The 742-nt window shown below is 59.3% G+C and carries 1 protein-coding gene; it reads left to right on the forward strand.

Going from position 1 to position 742, the window contains the following annotated elements; all coding sequences use genetic code 11:
• Positions 1-670, forward strand: a 670-nt coding sequence (locus tag SD455_RS16630) for a hypothetical protein (protein ID WP_445508748.1), incomplete at its 5' end; no start/stop codon positions are given.
• Positions 671-742: the final 72 nt, after the last annotated feature.

The following is a 742-nucleotide window of genomic DNA, read 5'->3' on the forward strand; positions in this document are numbered from 1 at the left end:
TCGACTTCTATCCATCCACCGCCACGCCGACTCCGGCGCGCGTCCCAGCTTCTACACCCTCAAACGCGAAGAGCCCCAAAACGGCGAGGGAACCCCGGGGGCTGAGGGCACTGCTGGTGAGGGGTTGATAGATATCGAGGGTGGATTGACCCATCAGGAGCAGATGGCTGAGCTGGAGATCGTGGTGGAGGTGATGCGGGAGTACTTCGGGGACGACGTGGCGACCATTGATGGTGAGCCCTGGAGCGCGGAGCTCCATGAAGCTGAATCGGCTCCGGGTCCTGAGGGAGATGGTGTCTTCCGGCAGCGGGTGGGGTTCGATGTGCCGTTCGATGATCTGGAGGAGACCTACGAGGTGGCGGAGGAGATCGCGGAACGCCTGGGGTTGAGCGAGAATCCAGGCAACACGCAGGGGATCTTTCAGTACGAGAAGATCTTCTACGGTGCTGGGTTGGCGGAAGGGCGCGGTTTCCTCATTGCGAGCACGGCAGAAGGCGATGCTTTCCGCTCCCATTACCAAACCCGGTTGTCGGATGATCCGAGTATGCGGGAAGCGTACGAGCGGGTGATTGATAAGAATCGCCGGGAGCGCAAAGAAGAGTTCGATGTTGATAATCCTCGGCAGTTGGAGGATATTGATGATCCGTTCGATGACGACTCGTCTGACTAGGGCGTGTTGCTAAAGGGTGGAGCGTCGGTCGTCGGCGAGTCTGTCCTTGTGGCACGCAGAGAGATATCTGAC

It is taken from the genome of Nesterenkonia sp. K-15-9-6 (assembly GCF_052656005.1).